Raw genomic sequence first — 15302 nt, 5'->3', positions numbered from 1 at the left:
GAAAGCGTACCTATAATCTGTAACGCATGTCACAAGTAACTAATGCTTATTTAAAAGAGTGTCGCTGCTCTTGTGTAGAAGAAGCACTGAGCAACTCATTAAACGAGCGAATGCTATTGAAATCTGTCGTTATCGCTTTTGAAACGGCAATACCATCTATACCAGCCTCCAAAATTTTTGTAACATCATCAAGTGTGATGCCTCCCACGGCAAGAATAGGAGTAGTGGTACCCAGTTCTTCTATAATTGCTTTGTAACCAGAAACACCCAGCGTGCTTGCTGTAGTTTCCTTTGTGGTAGAAGTGCTGTAAGGCCCTAGACTTATATAATCTACTTGCTTCTCAATAAGTGTCTCACAATCTTGTAAAGTATGTGCCGTGCCACCTATTATTTGCCAAGTGTATAAGTGCTTCCTAGCAGAGATAGGGCAGGCATCTGTACCTCCTAGATGTACTCCGTCTGCTTTAACCTCTTTGGCAAGTTTATAATCATCATTAATAATTAATCGCGTTTGGAAATGAGCGGTAATCTCTCTAGCTTCTTGTGCAATGGCAAGCAGTTTTTTTTGAGAACAGTCTTTTATACGGAGTTGCACGAGCTCAGCTCCGGCATTACATGCTTTTTGTATATGTTCAATGTGCTCTTTGAGTGAGCTTCCTTGCGATATGTAATGAAGTTTTGGAATCATAATCTTCTTATTTAATAACTACGTAAAACAGTTATATAGTAATCTAGCAAAGATACTCATCCCGCGTGGGTCTTACCGTAGTTATGAAGGGCATGTGTTATTAAAAACAAAGAGGCTGCCTATAAGTATATAAACAGCCTCTTTATAGTAGATTTTATGTAAAATCGTCTAATCTATTCTTCTTCGGTAACGAGCGAGTCTGCCATGGCTTGCTCCTTGTTTTCGCTATAATCTACAGGAACAGAATCTTTAATTCTAGTAAACTCCTCTAGACGTTCAAGATCTTCTTCCTCACCAGAAAAGTATGGGAATACATCCATAATAGGTGATTCAGAAACTGCTGGAATTGTATATTCACCCATCGTGTCTTTCATAGTGACAACAGTGTTATCAAAGGCTTCCTTCACATCATTTGCTTGTACAAGCAAATATTGATTAGTCTTACGCTCTTTACCACTTTCCTCATCATAAGCAATGAGTGATACACGAGATTTAAACCATCTATCTGAGTTTTCAAACGGATGTATCTCTGCGTAGTTTGCTACTTTTATGTTTGTGATTTTGATTTCTTCGCTATCACTTAAGTAGGCAGCCATTTCTTGCGTTATTCTACTTTCTGCTTCTGTATATGATATTGCATCTACTAGAAAAGGCTCTGTTTTTACCTTTTGAGTTCCAGATGCCTCATCAAATTTTCTATACTTTACTTTGCACTCATACCAAGTTGCACTCATATCTCTTTTATTTTAAGGTTGCCAAAAATAGGGGTTAGCTCAAGGCGAAAAAGTAAAAAACAACAATAGATATTCACAATCTCCAATTCATGAAGCTAGCTCTTTTAATACGAGTGATTTACCGCATAAAAAAGCTGAAATAAAAAAAGCGCCAACTGTAATTTACAGTTGACGCTTTTCAAGTTGGGTATTCTTATAATTATTTAGCTGGTAAAACCACTGTATCTACTACGTGTATCACACCGTTAGACTGCATTACATCTGCAATAGTTACTGTAGAGCTGTTTCCATTTTGATCCATAAGAACTACTGATGTTCCTTTTACAGAAGCCATTAGTTTACCACCGTTTACAGTAGTAAATGTAGCCGTACCGTTGTTCTTTTTGATCTCGCTCATGATAGCAGCTGCATCAAATTTTCCTGCAACTACATGATACGTAAGTACACCTTGTAAAGCAGTTTTACTTTCCGGCTTAAGTAGTGTTGCTACTGTTCCCGCTGGAAGTTTTTCAAAAGCAGCGTTTGTTGGTGCAAAAACTGTAAATGGACCTTCTCCTTGTAAAGTTTCTACAAGACCTGCAGCTTTTACAGCAGCAACTAGGGTAGTATGGTCTTTAGAGTTTACAGCATTCTCAACAATATTTTTAGAAGGATACATTGCTGCACCACCTACCATCACTGTCATTTCATCCATCATATCTTCACCCTCAGACATTTTATCGTCCATCATATCCTCCACTTGAGACAACTTATCATCCATCATCTCATTTTGATCTGCTGCTTCTTCTTTTCCTACATTTTTTGAACCTTCACATGATGCAAGTGATAAAAGTCCTGCACAAAGTGCCATTGATAATACGTTTACTGTTTTCATAATTGTTTAGTGTTTGTGTTATATAGATTTACATATATAACGCAGCAGCTTCTCGTACGGTTCTCGGTAAGGTTTGAATTTGGGATAGGTTTAACAATTATGTCTGGATTGTCATAAAGTTATAATGCTGCATAAAATTTGCTACAAAACTTAATTACAAGCTCTTCTAGGTTTCTTCTCTCTTTCGATTTCGCAAAAAATTCTACATATAACCTACCAGTCATTAGTACTAACCACGTGCTTCGATGATAAATTAATCAGCTTTCGCGAAAGCGTGCTTATGAGTATCACTCTTAAAGATGATGTATAAGATGGTAACTACAAACAGTAGCAATAAATACCAAGTATTTGCTACAAGATCTAAGTAATTGATATTACCTTCTGAGAAGCTCAAAATCATTAAAACCTGCGCTCCATAAGGTAATAAGCCCTGAAAGATACAAGCGAAAATATCCAGAATAGAAGCCGTTTTCTTATTGTCTAACTCATATTCATCATTAATGGTTTTTGCTATAGGTCCAGCAACAATGATGGATACGGTATTATTTGCAATTGCCATATTGATGGTGCTTACCAGCGCTGCAATACCAAGTTGGGCAGTTTTTTTACTCTTAATAAGTTTTTTAATTTTCACTAAGATAAACTCAATACCGCCATTACTAGCTACAAGTGCTGCAAGACCACCAGTGAGCAGAGATAACAAGAAAATCTCGGTCATATTTGTAAATCCTGTATAGGCAATTTTTGTGGACTCTATAATGGTAAAATCACCATAAAGAATCCCTAGTAAGGCTGCAGCAAGTACACCTACAAGTAGCGTTACAAAAACGTTGAGACCTACAATAGAGAGGATAATTACAAGGACATAAGGAGCAATTTTTATTACATCATATTCATAAACAACGGTTTCTGTAACATCTGTCGTGAGATCTACTCCTTGAAAAATCAAAATAACAATAGTAAGTAGGGCTGCGGGAACCGCAATTTTAATATTCTGCTTGAATTTATCACTCATTTTTGTACCCAGAGATTGGGTAGCGGCAATCGTGGTGTCTGAAATTACTGAGAGGTTATCTCCAAACATACTACCACCTAGCAAAGCTCCACAAAGAATGGCAAGGTCTGCGCTACTTTTATCTGCAAAACCAACAACAATGGGTGCTAGTGCAACAATTGCTCCCACAGATGTTCCCGTAGAAACTGATAAAAACCCAGCAATCACAAAAATACCTACATAGATATATTGTATCGCAATGTAATCTAAGCCCAGGTTTACAATCGCATCCACACTTCCTGTAGCATTAGTAATTGCGGCAAATGCTCCAGCTAGTAAATAAATGAGGCACATGGTTAAAATTTTGTCATCACCACATCCTTTGAGTAAGATGTCAATCTTAACATTTATAGTCTGTTTAAACATTATAAAAGCCACAATAATTCCAGTAATAACCGCCATAGGAGCAGGTAGTGCATAAAAGTCATCTTGATAAATACCAACGCCTAAAAATGTTATTACAAATACAAATAGCGGGATTAAAGCTGTAAATTTTGGGGTAATTTGTGTAGTCTGTGTCATGTTCTTCTTCATTCTTGCAAGGAGATAATAGCAATTAGATAGAAGTATGAGTTAACATTGGTTCCAATTAATTGGCTTATCTATTTAGCACCTTGCTCGTTATTGCAGGTTGCTATCTCCTTATTGAGATTCTTGATAAATAATTTAAAAGCGCAAAACTAGTGTTCAAATAATATTTTAAAGCTTAAAAAAAGTTAATTTTTTAATGTTTAAGTAATTAAAAAGATGAAATTTTCGCAAACTATAATATAGATTTCATTTTAAGCTATTTGTACTCTGACGATAGTATCTTGATTACATTACACAAGAATCTATTTATTTTTTAAGAGACTCAGCTATCTGTCCATCGCTTTATAATTCGCATTACATTTTTAATTATTAAGTTGTGGTTGATGTTGTTTGAAATATGATTAAATATTTTCTTTTTACGCTTTCGCGAAAGCGTAACTCTCAACTAAAAATACATTTGATGTAACCTTCTTAGAGGATCTTTATGGTGGTTGTGTAATCATACTTATTTAAAGAAATAATTACCTTTGCACCCCATTATGAAAAACGAAACATCACAACTACTAGATTTTGTTACTAGCGAACTCTCAAAAGCCGATTTTACAATCACTCCAGATATTAATAGGGTAGAAGTTCTAGACTTTTTCATTACGGCACCTACAGGTAAAACAAGCGAATTGCAACTAAGGACTATCCAAGTTAAAGAGGAAGAAAGTATTAAAATTCAAAAGCTTGATTACGGACAGGTTGCATCGCACCGTTTTTTGGGTTTAGTTACAATAATAGAAGATGCCCCAAGAGCCTTTTATATTATTCCGTCTGCTACGTTTACAACAGCAGATAATACGATATTCTTTGAGCATCCTATGGAAATGATGCCGCACTTAAGCCACTGGGAGATTAAAGTATTTACCGCTGCTATTCCTAAGTTGGCTCAATATGAAATAAGTAATTTTTATAAAGTCTAATAATCAATTTACCTCTGGCAAAAAGATTATCAATAGCACTAGCTTCTTGTTGAATAGCGTTCATGCTTCTCTGAGATTAGAAGTAGTTTTTTGCACAATTCAATTGAATCAACATCGTGAGAGGGGCTCACGATTTTTGAGCTTATAAAGGTCTGGCAGGGGTGTCAGGCCTTTATTTCTGAGATAAAATTGGATATTATGAATCGTCGTAAAACTACATATCACAGTACAAGTTTTTACAGTATCCAGATTCATTGATGGATTCCTTCGTAAGCCGATTTTCTTCTTGTAATTTTGCAAATTATAATTCGATTAAAAACAAGTAATTATGAGTAAAGTAAAAGGAAATGATGTAGTAAAAGTACACTACACAGGAAAATTAGCAGATGGACAGGTGTTTGATAGCTCTTTACAAAGAGAACCTTTACAGGTAGAACTTGGCAAAGGCCAACTTATCCCAGGATTTGAGAATGCTTTAATAGATATGGCGGTTAACGAGAAGAAAACGGTTACTATAACTAAGGAAGAAGCGTACGGTGACGTGCAGCAAGAGTTATTTCAAACAGTACCGAAAACGCAACTACCTGAAGAAATCAAACCAGAAGTAGGTGTTATATTAGTAGCTTCTAGACCTGATGGTTCTGAGCAGCAGTTACGTGTATCTGAAGTAAATGAAGATCATATTATTGTAGATGCAAACCACCCACTAGCAGGACAAACCTTAGAGTTTGAACTTGAGCTTTTAGAGATTGCATAAGACGACTTAATATTAAGTATATAAAACGCCTTAGCATAGCTAAGGCGTTTTCTTTTTTATAGAATTAAATTTGTTGAGCAAAAACTACAAAACAGTCCCCGTCAAATATAAAAGCCTGCAGTCAAAGTCTTCTTCTTGCAATAATTTGATAGCTTTTTTACTACGTACACCAGCTTTACAATACACAACCAGATCTTTAGTTTGCAATACTTCGTGTGCTCTATTCTGCAGTTCGCCTAAAGGAATATGTTGACCTCCTATATGATGTACTGCTCTTTCATTATGCTCTCTAACATCAAGGAGATTGTATTTTTCTGGATGTTTATTAATCTCATCTATTGTAATACCCATATTGTCTACAGAAAACTCACATTGTAATTCGTACTCGTCTTCAAGACGACTGACTATGATACTGGTATCCTTATCAAATCCCAAAATCATTTGTTCCATGCTTAACATGTTATAGGTGAGCAATTTTCCAGAAAGAACTTCACCTATTCCACAGATGATTTTTAATACTTCATTGGCTTGTAATGCACCTATAATTCCTGCTAGTGCGCCTAGAACTCCGGCTTCAGAGCAATTAGGCATTTCATTCTGCTTAGGAGGTGTTGGATATAAACATCGGTAGGTAGGACCACTTTTATAATTATATACAGCCAGCTGACCTTCAAATTTATAAATAGAACCCAGCACGACAGGTTTATCTTTTAATACAGCAGCATCATTTATTAAATATCGCGTAGCAAAATTATCAGATCCATCTACAATGATATCATAGTTTGCAAAGAGCTCTAGCGCATTATCTCTAGTAAGACGCATTGGGTATGTATCAAAATTGATATAAGGATTGAGCTTTTCTAAGCGTCTTGTAGCTGATATGGCTTTGTTATTCCCAAGATCATCATGAGTATATAAAATTTGACGTTGTAAATTGGATTGCTCCACCACATCATTGTCTATGATTCCAATGCTACCAACACCTGCAGCAGTAAGGTATTGTAATACTGGGCATCCCAAACCACCTGCACCTATGACTAAAACGCTTGCTTTTTTGATTTTTAATTGACCTTCTAATCCTATTTTGTCTAGAATAAGATGTCGGCTATATTGTTGTTTTTCGGCGGTGGTTAGTTCCATGCTAAGCAATTTCAAAATAACTTTTATCCCAATCTTTCCAAACTGCTTGGTACCCTTGAGATTCAATCATTTGTTTGATTTCTTCCGTATCTCTTTCGTCTGAAATTTCAAATTGTTCTAAGGATTGTGGGTCTACCACATATCCTCCAGGGTTTGTCTTAGATTGTGCACTTATTGACGTAATCCCTAAACTTATAATGTTATTTCGGAAGCGTTCACTTTCTCTAGTAGACATTGATAACTCCACATCTTCATCTAGTAAGCGATATGCACAAATAAGCTGCACCAGATCGGCATCTGTCATTTCAACTTTAGGTTGCACTTCTCCTTGATGCGGTCTTAGCCTAGGGAAGGAGATGGAGTACTTTGTTTTCCAATAGGTTTTTTGTAAATATTTTAAATGTAAGGCTGTATAAAAACTATCTACACGCCAATCTTCAAGACCAAATAAAGCACCAATACCTATTTTGTGTATTCCAGCTTTACCAAGTCTGTCAGGTGTATCTAAGCGATAATCAAAGTTTGATTTTCTACCCTTAGGGTGATGTGTTTTATACGTTGCTTCATGATACGTTTCTTGATATACCAACACAGCATATAAACCAGCTTCTATAAGCTGTTCATATTCCTCTTGATCTAGCGGCTGTACTTCGATACTTATATTTGAAAAATGTTCTCTGATGAGTACAATTGCGTGCTTTAGATAAGAAACGCCTACCGTTTTGTTTGCTTCTCCGGTAACCAGTAATATGTGATCATATCCTTTAGATTTTAGAAATGCAACCTCTTTTAAGATCTCTTCATCATTGAGTGTTCTACGAGGAATTTTGTTAGTCATACTAAAACCGCAGTACGTACATATGTTTTGACACTCATTAGACAGATACATCGGGATATACATCTGGATGGTATTACCAAATCGCTTTTTAGTAAGCACATGGCTACGCTGTGCCATTTCCTCAAGAAAGTCTTTGGCAGCAGGAGAAATCAGTGCTTTAAAATCTTCCAAATCGATTTTTTCCTTATCAAGAGCATGCCGTACATCTTGTGCTGTGTAGCTATAGATTTCTTTTTCTACAGTATCCCAATCATAGGTGTCAAAAGTATTTTTAAAAGACATAACTAGTTGTTTTAATTAAGAAAAGAAGTCAGTGGGCTGCTAGCTTCTGCATATGTTTTTACCGGAGCTAGTTTTGCAGTGTAAGCTATGCGACCAGCCTTTACTGCCATTTTAAATGCTTTTGCCATAGCTACAGGATTTTTAGACACTGCGATGGCAGTATTTACTAAAACAGCATCAGCTCCTAACTCCATGGCATAAGCCGCATGCGACGGACTACCAATACCGGCATCTACAATTACAGGTAAATTACTTTGCTCAATGATAATTTCTAGAAAGTCTACCGTTTTTATTCCTTTATTAGTGCCTATGGGTGCTCCTAAAGGCATTACACATTGTACACCCACATCTTCCAGCCTTTTACATAACACAGGATCTGCATGTATGTATGGCATGACTACAAAACCTAACTTTACAAGCTCTTCGGCGGCTTTGAGGGTTTCTATAGGGTCTGGTAATAGGTATTTGGGATCTGGATGAATTTCTAGTTTAATCCAATTAGTCTCTAGTGCCTCACGCGCTAGTTGCGCTGCAAAAACTGCTTCTGTTGCAGTTCTTACTCCAGAAGTGTTGGGAAGTATATTCACATGGGGACGCATAATGCTTTGAAGCATAGTATCCTCCTCATTAGCAACATCTACACGCTTTAGAGCAACGGTTATTAGTTCGCTTTCAGATGCTATCAAAGCCTCTCTCATTAAATGATCTGCGCTAAATTTTCCCGTTCCAGTAAATAATCGTGAGCTGAATTCCTTGTCGGCTATTTTTAAAATATCGTTCATATATTATTCAAATGTATGGCGTTGTTCTTCTATTAATGATGCTCCTAGTGATTGTTGCAAGGCATCTATTTTTGTAAAATCACTAGTGATTTCTCCAGATACAGCGATTCCATGAATGCCTGTTTTTATTAGATCTGTTAGGTCGTCGATTGTGATTCCTCCGATTGCAATAATGGGAGTTTTAGTTTTTAATGTATCTGTAATTTGGTGATAGCCATTATAACCTAAAACCGGACTTAAATTCTTTTTGGTAGTTGTAAATCGTAAGGGACCAAGGCCTATATAATCCACACCTTTGTCCATCAATGATTGACAGTCTTCTAGCGTATTTGCTGTGCCACCTATAATTTGCCAAGAGTATAAATGCGCTCTAGCGACAGTAGGGCAGGAGTCGGTTTTTCCTAAATGCACACCATCTGCTTTTACCTCTTTTGCTACTTCATAATTATCATTGATGATGAGTTTTGTGCCGTATTGTGCGGTTATTGCTCGCGCTTCTTTTGCTGTAATTAATACCTGATCTAAAGAGACATTCTTTAAGCGGAGTTGCACCAGTGTTGCGCCATGAATACAAGCGTTCTGTATGTTATCAAGATGCGTTTCTGGAGTATTACCTTGAGAGATATAATGTAGTTTTGGTATCATTACGACTTAATTTTTAGTGTTGGGTAACTGTGTTGTCCCAGTAAGTTATCGGTTGAGTTTAAAAAGGCTTCGGTATAATATTTTGCGTTTATCGAGGCTTCTTCTATACCTTGCTGCAACAAAATATTACTCGCCAGCGCGGCCGAAAGCACACAACCGCTTCCGTGTTTCAGTAACACCTTTTCTGCCTTTGGAGCAATATTTTTTACAACCGTTTTACTGTGGTAAAGCACGTCCCATCCTGTTTTATCATTTCTATGTCCACCTTTTAAGTGAATGTTTGTGAAGCTACTTATGTGTGTTATAGTTTCTTTAATATTAAGGTGTGGATATAGCTGCTGTATTTCCTCGTAATTAGGAGTAATCATATAACATTGTGACCATATCTTGTCAAAAATATCTTGATGCTCGAGGCTATGAAAATCAAAACCAGCGCTCGCCTTTATGATGGGATCTACAATGATTTTTATTACAGGATTAAGCGTATGTAAGCTATCCAAAACAAGAGAGAGCACTTCCCAAGATTGAATAATACCAATCTTCACTACGGATATTTCAAACCGTTCAAAAAGCGTTTCTATTTGCGAAATAATCACAGCTTTGTCTATCCACACACATTCTTTAAAATCGATGTCATTTTGAACCGTAACTGCGGTGCACACTGATAAACCGTATAGCCGGTGCGCTTCAAATGTTTTAATATCTGAAGTGATTCCTGCGCCACTTGATGGGTCTAGGCCTGCAATGGTTAATATGTAATTGTTTGTTTTCAATGCTATATTTTACTCTTTATTTTGGCGTTCCCTTTCAGGTCAGGCTTTCGCTACTCGCTTTTTTATTAACGAAATATTCATAAAAAGAGCTCAAACATATAGCCTGCGGTGAGCGCAGTCGAACCGCTCAATCCTTAACGCGAACTGTTTTATTGTTATCTTTTTAGTCCTCTAAATATCACTTTCATGCGTTTGAAATATCCTCTAATCTTAGTATAGCCTGCGGTGAGCGCAGTCTAACCGCTCAATCCTTAACGCGAGCTGTTTTATACATGGTTATATGTGCTTTCCTGATGTTACTATTCTCAAAAAGCTTGTTTCATTTTTCTAAAGCTAGCTAGAGGATTCTCTGCTTTCCAAATACTTCCCAAAACAGCAATTCCGTTATAGCCTAGTTGTTTGACTTGTGCTACATTTTCTGGGCGGATTCCGCCTAGGGCGATGATTGTTTTATCACTGTTATTTACATCAAAGCCACGGCCTTTATAACCTTCCTTTGATATGGAATTAAACACAGGACTCAAAAAGTGATAATCAAATTCAAAATAGCAGTCTTCTAAGGCTTGCAAATCATGAAAAGAAGAGCTTATCGTTTTTCCGAACATGTTTAATCCTTTAAAATACTTACCAGGATTATCTATGTGATCTATGCGATGCTGTTCCTTAAAATGGATTCCTTTTAGATTGAATTCGTTGATTATCATATGATGATCGTGCACTACAATCCTGTCATGAAATACCGTATCAATCTGTTGTATATAGGCGCAATATTCCTCATAATTTTTATGTGGTTTTCTTACATGATAGCATGCTAATCCTTGTTTAAATAACTTGTTGATTATTTCTATTTCATTAGGGATATCATTTTCTGGTGATAGTACGATGATCATGTTTTTGAGTTAAGGATTGTAATGAAAATCCTTTTGCCTTTTTCTGGCAAAAGATTGTAGTGGAAAGCCTGCCCACGCTTTTGCAGCGTGGGAACTCCCACATCTTTTTACAGATATACTTCGGAACCTTTGGCTTTAAATTCTTTAGACTTTTCTTCCATTCCTTTTTGGATGACCTCGTTATCGACTATGTCATTTACAGCAGCAAAATCGCGGACTTCTTGAGAAATTTTCATGGAGCAGAATTTTGGTCCGCACATTGAGCAGAAGTGAGCCACTTTTGCTCCTGCAGCTGGTAAGGTTTCATCGTGATACTCACGAGCGCGCTCTGGATCGAGACCTAGATTGAACTGATCTTCCCAGCGAAACTCAAAACGTGCCATACTCAGCGCATTATCTCGATGTTGTGAACCTGGGTGACCTTTGGCCAGATCTGCAGCATGCGCCGCTAGTTTGTATGTAACCACACCAACGCGCACGTCTTCTTTATTGGGTAATCCAAGGTGTTCTTTTGGAGTAACGTAGCACAACATCGCACAACCATACCAGCCTATCATGGCAGCACCAATACCTGAGGTAATATGGTCATATCCAGGCGCAATATCTGTGGTAAGCGGCCCTAAGGTGTAAAAAGGAGCTTCATCGCAAAGTTCGATTTGCTTTTCCATATTTTCCTTAATCATGTGCATCGGTACGTGACCAGGACCTTCTATAAAGCACTGAACATCATGCTTACGAGCGATTTGTGTAAGTTCGCCTAGTGTTTCTAGCTCAGCAAATTGTGCCTCATCATTTGCATCTGCCACAGATCCTGGGCGTAAACCGTCACCTAATGAAAAGGCAACGTCGTATTGTTTTAAAATCTCACAGATATCTTCAAAATGCGTATATAAAAAGCTCTCTTTATGATGTGCAAGACACCACTTTGCCATGATAGATCCGCCACGAGAGACGATACCGGTCACACGATTTGCGGTCATGGGCACATAACGCAACAACACACCGGCGTGTATGGTAAAATAGTCTACGCCTTGCTCTGCTTGCTCAATTAAGGTATCCTTAAAAATCTCCCATGTAAGATCTTCGGCAACGCCATTTACTTTTTCTAACGCTTGGTAAATAGGAACTGTTCCCACGGGAACAGGGGAGTTGCGTATGATCCACTCGCGGGTCTCATGTATGTTTTCACCAGTAGATAAATCCATGATATTATCTGCTCCCCAGCGGCATGCCCACACAGCTTTTTCTACTTCTTCCTCAATGGACGAGGTAACTGCAGAGTTTCCAATATTTGCATTAATCTTTACCAAGAAATTACGCCCTAAAATCATAGGCTCTGCTTCTGGGTGGTTGATGTTTGATGGGATTACGGCACGGCCTCTTGCAACTTCTGAGCGTACAAATTCTGGCGTGATTTTATCAGGAATAGATGCGCCAAAATGTTCTCCTTTATGTTGCTTTCTAATCTCCGTCATCTCATCGATACGCTGATTTTCGCGAATAGCGATATACTCCATTTCTGGAGTGATGATTCCTTGTTTTGCATAATGCAGCTGCGTTACATTCTCACCTTTTTTTGCACGCATAGGCTTCTTTAAAAGCTTAAAACGCATGTGATCTAGACTCTTATCATTAAGACGCTCATTGCAATAGGTAGAGGAGTAGCTGTCTAATTGTTCTACATTATTGCGCTCCAAAATCCACGACTCACGTATGCGCTCTAAACCGCTGTGTATATTGATTTCTTTTTTTGGATCTGTATATGGTCCAGAGGTGTCATACACCGTTACTGGCTCGTTAGGTGTTTTCTTTTTGGTCATAGAATCCACAGTATCACTAAGCGCAATCTCGCGCATAGCCACTTTAATTTGTGGATGTATCGTACCATTTACGTAGATTTTTTTTGAATTAGGAAATGGATTTCGGGTAATGCCGCCTTGCTTAGGCGCAGTGTCTCTATTTTTCATCTTTCTGGATTAATTAATGATGTTTTTTTACTCTTGAAGTACCTAGAAGTCGCTATTATCCACCTTGTGTGGCTTTAATAATAAGCACCGCATCGCCATCATCAGGAATGGTAGAAACCCAATGTGATCTGGTAATAATGCGCTCATTAATAGCCACAGCAATCCCACTAACCGAAATGTCGAGTTGGGTGAGAATCTGGTCTAGTGTGACCTGTGCTGGAAATTGATACGAGGTTTGATTGACCTTTATGTTTATCATGTTTAATACAATTATGAAGCATTGTGCTTCGGTTATATAAACGATAAAGGAATGAGAAGGATAGAATTAAAAATAGAGGAAGTGCGCAGTGGTGCAAGAACCTCTAACTTTTCCCTACGTTGGTATTAACCAAATCAGGTTCTAAGGATTTTTCTCAAACTAATTTAATAGCTACTCCTAAAGTTTAGACTTTAAAAGTAGCAATAATTCTGAACTAGACGAGAGAAAATGTAAAAAAAATAAAATGTTAAGTTTTGGATGGTAGGTTTTTATGGGGATTGGAAACGTAATCTGCTTATTTATAAAATACCTAATAAACCCTTAGAATGCAGCATAAATCAGCTATTACTAACCGCAAAACGCATTACAAAATGAGTGCCTTCATTGGGTTTACTTGTACAGAAAAGTTCGCCTCCATTCATTTCAACAAAGTCTTTTGTGATGAGTAGTCCAAAACCCGTTCCTTGCTCGCCCTTAGTGCCTAAAGTTGTCTTAGGAATACAATCTTTAACAAGATTTTTGTGCCAGCTAGTTGTCATTCCCACGCCAAAATCTTGTACGCCTATTTCAATACCATCTGGGCATTTCTTGCTTGATAATATGACATTTTGATTCTTTGTACTAAATTTTATGGCATTTGAAATCAAATTACGTAAGACCACTTTAAACATATTTTCATCAATAAATAGGGTAGGCGTTTCAATTTCGAATAATAGTTTTACATCTTTCTCTTTTGCTGAGCGTTCATATTGCTTAGCTATAGATGTAAAGATTTCTTGAATATCACAATCCTTTTTATTGAGTTTAATTCCCTCTAGCTGGTTATATGACCAGTCTAGTAACGCACTCACCATAGCAATTCTATCATCCAGTTCATTTTTAAGACTTTGTGAGATCTCTTTTAGTTCATTATCCTCAATTTGGTTTTCAAGTAGATTAACCAGCAGGGCGATATTATGTAACGGTCCTCTAACGTCATGTGTAAGCAAAGAGAACAGCTTGTTCTTAAGAGAATTGACAGATTCAAGCTCGTGGTTTTTACTTTCTAAATCCTTTTTTGCGATTTGTAAATCTTTCGTCTGCTTGTCTACCTCTAAGGCAAGGATTTTATTAGTTTCTACTTGTGTTCTTATGTTTTCGTCTTCAATAGACTTAAACTTATAGCCAATTAAAATAGAGAAGAGAATGAGTTGTAGAGTGATGAGAATTGAAGTGATTAATACAATAAAATGTTTGTCTACAGTATAAGCATCTTTTAAAAACCATGCGCTTATATAGATGACTGAGGAGAGTAGCATTGGGGAGTATGCATACAAATAGTACTTATTAAACTTTTCTTCATTAAATAAGCGAATCCCAGAGAAAATATTCAATAATACGGATAGCAAAGCAGTAATCGCTGCAGACATTACTAGCGAACTATGCAACCAAGGAATATGGAGAGTTAGAATATTAAGAACAAAAAGAATTGGGATTAAAACTGTGGTATATTTTAAAAAAGTATAACTGCGTGATATTTTAGGATGATTGCCGCGATGAATATTTAAATAATTGGTTGTAAACAATAAGAATCCAAAAGTGGTGGTCATTGCAGAGATAAGTGATCCATTTTTTTGAATAACCTCAGGAAGATATCCCTCCGGAAATAGTGACCAACTCCAATGCAATGTAAGTCCAAATATAATGATACAGTAATGGCATAAAATTTTATGCCGTAAAATTAAATAAGATACGAAGTGGTATATTCCAAAAACGCCAAAGATTGCGGTAAATATGGAAACCATTAAATAATTAATATCAAAACTATTCATATGGGGCGGTGGTTAGTTAAGAATATAATACAAGTATCATAACTAAGAATTTACGATTTTTATCTAGATCCTTAATTATGTTTCAAAAGTTTAAAACATAAATAAATTGCAATTATGAATAGGGATTCTAAAACTTTAAATATTAGGCAGTTGTCTCTGTAATATAGCAAAAAAATCGCTTTCTCTGAAAATTACCTGCTTAAAAATTACAGTAAATAATTCTGAATTACTTAAAATTTGGTTGTTGAATTCTGAATAATATGCGGATTCTGTAAAGCGTATATTTCTCTAAACAAGACTAAAACAGCT

The 15302-nt window shown here is 36.8% G+C and carries 15 protein-coding genes and 2 riboswitches; of the genes, 2 read left to right on the top strand and 13 right to left on the bottom strand.

Annotated elements, in window-relative coordinates:
• Positions 1-46: 46 nt before the first annotated feature.
• From thiE (ACJJVU_RS09690) to ACJJVU_RS09675, 4 genes are all read right to left on the bottom strand, one after another.
• Entirely contained in the window at positions 47-688 is a 642-nt protein-coding gene (gene thiE / locus ACJJVU_RS09690) for a thiamine phosphate synthase (protein ID WP_405224709.1), read from the bottom strand.
• Between the two features lie 173 nt (positions 689-861).
• Positions 862-1422, bottom strand: a complete 561-nt coding sequence (locus ACJJVU_RS09685) for a DUF4494 domain-containing protein (protein WP_339844457.1) — start codon at positions 1420-1422, stop codon at positions 862-864.
• Between the two features lie 199 nt (positions 1423-1621).
• On the bottom strand, positions 1622-2296 hold the full coding sequence (locus ACJJVU_RS09680; protein WP_405224704.1) for a fasciclin domain-containing protein: 675 nt from the start codon (positions 2294-2296) through the stop codon (positions 1622-1624).
• Positions 2297-2549: 253 nt separating this feature from the next.
• Positions 2550-3872, bottom strand: coding sequence for a Na+/H+ antiporter NhaC family protein (locus ACJJVU_RS09675; RefSeq protein ID WP_405224702.1), 1323 nt, complete (start codon positions 3870-3872; stop codon positions 2550-2552).
• Between the two features lie 47 nt (positions 3873-3919).
• A riboswitch (SAM-I-IV-variant riboswitch) is annotated at positions 3920-4016 on the bottom strand.
• A 404-nt stretch (positions 4017-4420) separates the two neighbouring features.
• On the opposite strand from ACJJVU_RS09675, the gene ACJJVU_RS09670 reads away from it, so the two are divergent.
• Both ACJJVU_RS09670 and ACJJVU_RS09665 read left to right on the top strand, forming a co-directional pair.
• Positions 4421-4849: a hypothetical protein gene (locus ACJJVU_RS09670; RefSeq protein ID WP_405224699.1), complete on the top strand. Its 429-nt coding sequence runs from the start codon at positions 4421-4423 to the stop codon at positions 4847-4849.
• Between the two features lie 328 nt (positions 4850-5177).
• Positions 5178-5606 (top strand): peptidylprolyl isomerase, encoded by a 429-nt coding sequence (locus ACJJVU_RS09665; protein WP_298325089.1) that lies wholly within the window; start codon positions 5178-5180, stop codon positions 5604-5606.
• An 84-nt stretch (positions 5607-5690) separates the two neighbouring features.
• Here the strand turns inward: ACJJVU_RS09665 and moeB are convergent, their stop codons facing one another.
• From moeB to ACJJVU_RS09620, 9 genes are all read right to left on the bottom strand, one after another.
• The gene (gene moeB, locus ACJJVU_RS09660; RefSeq protein ID WP_405224696.1) at positions 5691-6746 is read right to left on the bottom strand and encodes a molybdopterin-synthase adenylyltransferase MoeB; all 1056 of its coding nucleotides are present in this window, start codon (positions 6744-6746) and stop codon (positions 5691-5693) included.
• A gap of 1 nt (position 6747) precedes the next feature.
• Positions 6748-7866 carry a 2-iminoacetate synthase ThiH gene (thiH, locus tag ACJJVU_RS09655; RefSeq protein WP_405224693.1) on the bottom strand — a complete coding sequence of 373 codons (1119 nt, stop codon included), beginning with the start codon at positions 7864-7866 and terminating at the stop codon, positions 6748-6750.
• 11 nt (positions 7867-7877) lie between these two features.
• Positions 7878-8648 (bottom strand): thiazole synthase, encoded by a 771-nt coding sequence (locus tag ACJJVU_RS09650; RefSeq protein ID WP_405224690.1) that lies wholly within the window; start codon positions 8646-8648, stop codon positions 7878-7880.
• 3 nt (positions 8649-8651) lie between these two features.
• Positions 8652-9293, bottom strand: coding sequence for a thiamine phosphate synthase (thiE, locus tag ACJJVU_RS09645; protein WP_405224687.1), 642 nt, complete (start codon positions 9291-9293; stop codon positions 8652-8654).
• Positions 9293-10066, bottom strand: coding sequence for a hydroxymethylpyrimidine/phosphomethylpyrimidine kinase (locus tag ACJJVU_RS09640; RefSeq protein WP_405224684.1), 774 nt, complete (start codon positions 10064-10066; stop codon positions 9293-9295). Before ACJJVU_RS09640 ends, thiE (ACJJVU_RS09645) begins: the two co-directional genes overlap by 1 nt.
• Positions 10067-10371: 305 nt before the next feature.
• Complete coding sequence (locus ACJJVU_RS09635; RefSeq protein ID WP_405224681.1) at positions 10372-10956, bottom strand: thiamine phosphate synthase; 585 nt, start codon at positions 10954-10956, stop codon at positions 10372-10374.
• Between the two features lie 107 nt (positions 10957-11063).
• Positions 11064-12923 carry a phosphomethylpyrimidine synthase ThiC gene (thiC, locus tag ACJJVU_RS09630; protein ID WP_405224678.1) on the bottom strand — a complete coding sequence of 620 codons (1860 nt, stop codon included), beginning with the start codon at positions 12921-12923 and terminating at the stop codon, positions 11064-11066.
• Positions 12924-12978: 55 nt separating this feature from the next.
• Complete coding sequence (gene thiS / locus ACJJVU_RS09625) at positions 12979-13182, bottom strand: sulfur carrier protein ThiS (RefSeq protein ID WP_013752138.1); 204 nt, start codon at positions 13180-13182, stop codon at positions 12979-12981.
• Between the two features lie 94 nt (positions 13183-13276).
• Positions 13277-13371, bottom strand: a riboswitch (TPP riboswitch).
• Positions 13372-13520: 149 nt separating this feature from the next.
• Positions 13521-14993 (bottom strand): ATP-binding protein, encoded by a 1473-nt coding sequence (locus ACJJVU_RS09620; RefSeq protein WP_405224675.1) that lies wholly within the window; start codon positions 14991-14993, stop codon positions 13521-13523.
• Between the last annotated feature and the right edge of the window lie 309 nt (positions 14994-15302).

It is taken from the genome of Dokdonia sp. Asnod1-B02 (assembly GCF_045063955.1).
Taxonomy (GTDB): Bacteria; Bacteroidota; Bacteroidia; order Flavobacteriales; family Flavobacteriaceae; genus Dokdonia.
This window is presented reverse-complemented; position numbering and strand designations above follow the sequence as displayed.

What these genes read in the sequence shown, in the direction of transcription:
- ACJJVU_RS09665 (WP_298325089.1), top strand. Translation starts at nt 5,178, where the DNA reads ATGAGTAAAGTAAAAGGAAATGATGTAGTAAAAGTACACTACACAGGA.
- thiE (WP_405224709.1), bottom strand. Translation starts at nt 688, where the DNA reads ATGATTCCAAAACTTCATTACATATCGCAAGGAAGCTCACTCAAAGAG.
- ACJJVU_RS09680 (WP_405224704.1), bottom strand. Translation starts at nt 2,296, where the DNA reads ATGAAAACAGTAAACGTATTATCAATGGCACTTTGTGCAGGACTTTTA.
- ACJJVU_RS09635 (WP_405224681.1), bottom strand. Translation starts at nt 10,956, where the DNA reads ATGATCATCGTACTATCACCAGAAAATGATATCCCTAATGAAATAGAA.
- ACJJVU_RS09685 (WP_339844457.1), bottom strand. Translation starts at nt 1,422, where the DNA reads ATGAGTGCAACTTGGTATGAGTGCAAAGTAAAGTATAGAAAATTTGAT.
- ACJJVU_RS09675 (WP_405224702.1), bottom strand. Translation starts at nt 3,872, where the DNA reads ATGACACAGACTACACAAATTACCCCAAAATTTACAGCTTTAATCCCG.
- ACJJVU_RS09670 (WP_405224699.1), top strand. Translation starts at nt 4,421, where the DNA reads ATGAAAAACGAAACATCACAACTACTAGATTTTGTTACTAGCGAACTC.
- ACJJVU_RS09650 (WP_405224690.1), bottom strand. Translation starts at nt 8,648, where the DNA reads ATGAACGATATTTTAAAAATAGCCGACAAGGAATTCAGCTCACGATTA.
- thiC (WP_405224678.1), bottom strand. Translation starts at nt 12,923, where the DNA reads ATGAAAAATAGAGACACTGCGCCTAAGCAAGGCGGCATTACCCGAAAT.
- thiE (WP_405224687.1), bottom strand. Translation starts at nt 9,293, where the DNA reads ATGATACCAAAACTACATTATATCTCTCAAGGTAATACTCCAGAAACG.
- ACJJVU_RS09620 (WP_405224675.1), bottom strand. Translation starts at nt 14,993, where the DNA reads ATGAATAGTTTTGATATTAATTATTTAATGGTTTCCATATTTACCGCA.
- thiH (WP_405224693.1), bottom strand. Translation starts at nt 7,866, where the DNA reads ATGTCTTTTAAAAATACTTTTGACACCTATGATTGGGATACTGTAGAA.
- moeB (WP_405224696.1), bottom strand. Translation starts at nt 6,746, where the DNA reads ATGGAACTAACCACCGCCGAAAAACAACAATATAGCCGACATCTTATT.
- thiS (WP_013752138.1), bottom strand. Translation starts at nt 13,182, where the DNA reads ATGATAAACATAAAGGTCAATCAAACCTCGTATCAATTTCCAGCACAG.